We start from the raw sequence: 2,731 nt of genomic DNA, 5'->3' as shown, positions 1-2,731 counted from the left end.
TACCGCGTGTCCGCCGACGGCGTCGACGCCCCCGCACCCGTCGTCGGGGGCACCCGCGCGGTCGTCGGGTACGACGAGGCCGCCGGCACGCTCGCGCTCGTCTCGACCTCGCCCACCGAGCGCCCGGAGCTCGCGGTGGTGCGCGACGGCGTCGAGACCCGCCTGACCGCGTTCTCCGCGGCCTTCCACCGCGACGTGCCGCTCGACGCCCCGGAGCACCTGCGGGTGGCTTCCTCCGGCGGCGGGGAGATCGACGTGTGGGTGCTGCGCCCGCGCGACGCGGCGGGCGAGCGGGTGCCGGTCCTGCTGTCGGTGCACGGCGGCCCGATGACCCAGTACCCGACGGCATGGTTCGACGAGTTCGCGCTGTGGTCCGGGGCGGGCTACGCGGTCGTCTGGACCAACCCGCACGGCTCCACCGGTGACACCGAGGCGTTCCTGCAGGCCGTCCGGCCGCCGGAGTCCCCGGAGGCGCCCGGCACCGGCTGGGGCGGCGTCGACGCCGACGACGTCCTCGCCGCCCTCGACGCCGCGCTGGCGCACGACCCGCTGCTGGACCCGGCGCGGGTCGGGGTGCTCGGCGGCTCCTACGGCGGGTTCATGACGACGTGGCTGGTCGCCCACAGCGACCGCTTCGCGGCGGCGTGCAGCGAGCGGGCCGCGAACAACCTGCTCTCGCTCGAGTGGGGCGGCTCCGACGTGGCGGGGTTCTTCCGGTTCGAGTTCGGCGGGCTCGGCCACCTCGACCGTCCCGACCTCTACACCCGGCTGTCCCCGATCACCTACGCCGCGGACATCCACACCCCGATGCTGCTGCTGCACGCCGACGACGACCTGCGCTGCCCGCCCGAGCAGGCCGACCAGCTCTACCTCGCGCTGCGCCTGCTCGGCCGCGAGGTCGAGTACTGGCGCTTCCCCGACGAGGGCCACGAGCTCTCGCGCGGCGGCTCCCCGCGCCACCGGGTGCAGCGCGCGGAGATCCTCCTCGACTTCTTCGCCCGCCACCTGGGCGGAGCGCCGCCCGTCGCGGGCTGACCCGTCCCCCGGACGGCACGGACGGCCCGTCGGGCACCCGCGAGGGTGACCGACGGACCGTTCGTGGGCTCGGATCAGGCGTCGCTGCGCTGCGCCTCGGCCTCGGCCTCCTCCGGGGCCACCGCGCCCGCCTCGACCGCGGACTCGACCGCGCCGGTCCTGCGCGGGAAGTTCGGCAACCAGTGGTTGAACACCAGGTTCAGCACGAACACCACGATCACCGTGGACGTGATCGACGAGCCGAAGATGACCTGGAAGTCCGACGAGAAGTGCTGGTAGAAGTTCGGCTGGATCGTCGGGATCAGGCCGAACGAGAACGACACCGCGATGATCAGCAGGTTGTGGTTGTTGGGCCCGCCGAAGCTGACCTTGTGCAGCGTCTGGATGCCGACCGCGGTGACCATCGCGAACATCACCGTCGCCGCGCCGCCGACCACCGGGCCGGGCAGTGCCGCGACGATCGCCCCGACCTTCGGGACCAGGCCCAGGATGACCAGGCCGACCCCGCACACCGTCACGACCCAGCGGCTCTTGATGTTGGTCATGCTCACCAGGCCGACGTTCTCGGCGTAGGCGGTGTCCGGGAACGAGTTCATGAAGCCGGCGAGGAAGGCGGAGAGGCCGTCGACGGCGAGGCCGCGGGCGAGGTCGTTCGGGCTCAGGTCCCGCCCGGTGAGCTCACCGACGGCGAGCATGTCCGCGGTCGACTCCACGTAGGTCACCAGCATGACGATGCACATCGAGATGATCGCGGCCGCCGCGAACTTCGGCGGCCCGAAGTGGAACGGCTGGGAGATGCCGAACCACCCGCTCGAGCCCACCGCGGAGAAGTCCACGAGCCCCATCGGGATGGCGATGATCGTGCCGATGACGATCGCGAGCAGCACCGAGGTCTGCCCGAGGAAGCCGCGCAGGAAGCGGGCGAACGCCACGATGAGGACCACGACGACGCCGACGAGCAGGATGTGCGAGACCTGCCCCGAGTCGGGGTTGATCATGTGCGCGACCTTGCCGTCGCTGTCGAGGAACGGCTGGCCCTGCGCGTTCAGCTCGGGGATCTTCGCGGTGAAGGTCGAGGTCTTGTCTCCCGCGATCAGGCCGACGTTGGCGCCGATGAGCGAGAGCCCGATCATCGCGATGACGGTGCCGGTGACCAGGGGCGGGAAGAACCGGATGACCATCGAGAACGGTTTCGCGATGATCAGCCCGAAGATGCCGGCGATGATCATGGCGCCGTAGACGTAGGGCAGGCCGTCCCGGCCGCCGTACGACGTGGCGATGATGATCATCGGGTTGAGCACCGTGAACGTGGCGCCGGCGACGACGGGCAGCCGCACGCCCAGGATCCGGCCGATCCCGGCCGACTGGATGATCGACGCGATGCCGCAGACCAGCAGGTCGGCGCTCACGAGGATCGCGATGTCGCCGCTCTCGAGCCCCACCGCGGGCCCGACGATGAGCGGTACGGCGATCGCCCCGGCGTACATGATGAACAGGTGCTGCAGGCCCAGCACGAGCAGCCGGGGCAGCGGGAGGACCTCGTCCACGGGGTGGACGGCGTCCTCCGCGTGCGCGGGTGATGTCACGGCGGCCTCCAGGCGGTGGGCGGCCCGGTGCACGACCGGGCTCGGACGCCGCCCACGATGGGCGCGCTGCGTGACGGACCGATCGGCTCCGCGTGACAGGGCTGTGTCCG

At 71.7% G+C, this 2,731-nt stretch carries 2 protein-coding genes; one reads left to right on the top strand and one right to left on the bottom strand.

Annotated elements, in window-relative coordinates:
- A partial coding sequence (locus tag AC0CYZ_RS26530; protein WP_472220938.1) for an alpha/beta hydrolase family protein occupies positions 1–1,035 on the top strand: 1,035 nt, incomplete at its 5' end.
- A 74-nt stretch (positions 1,036–1,109) separates the two neighbouring features.
- Here AC0CYZ_RS26530 and AC0CYZ_RS26525 read toward each other — a convergent pair.
- On the bottom strand, positions 1,110–2,621 hold the full coding sequence (locus AC0CYZ_RS26525; protein WP_472220936.1) for a nucleobase:cation symporter-2 family protein: 1,512 nt from the start codon (positions 2,619–2,621) through the stop codon (positions 1,110–1,112).
- Positions 2,622–2,731: the final 110 nt, after the last annotated feature.

This window comes from Actinomycetospora sp., from assembly GCF_055612215.1.
Note: the sequence above shows the minus strand (reverse complement) of the source record. Positions and strands in the feature narration are given on the sequence as shown.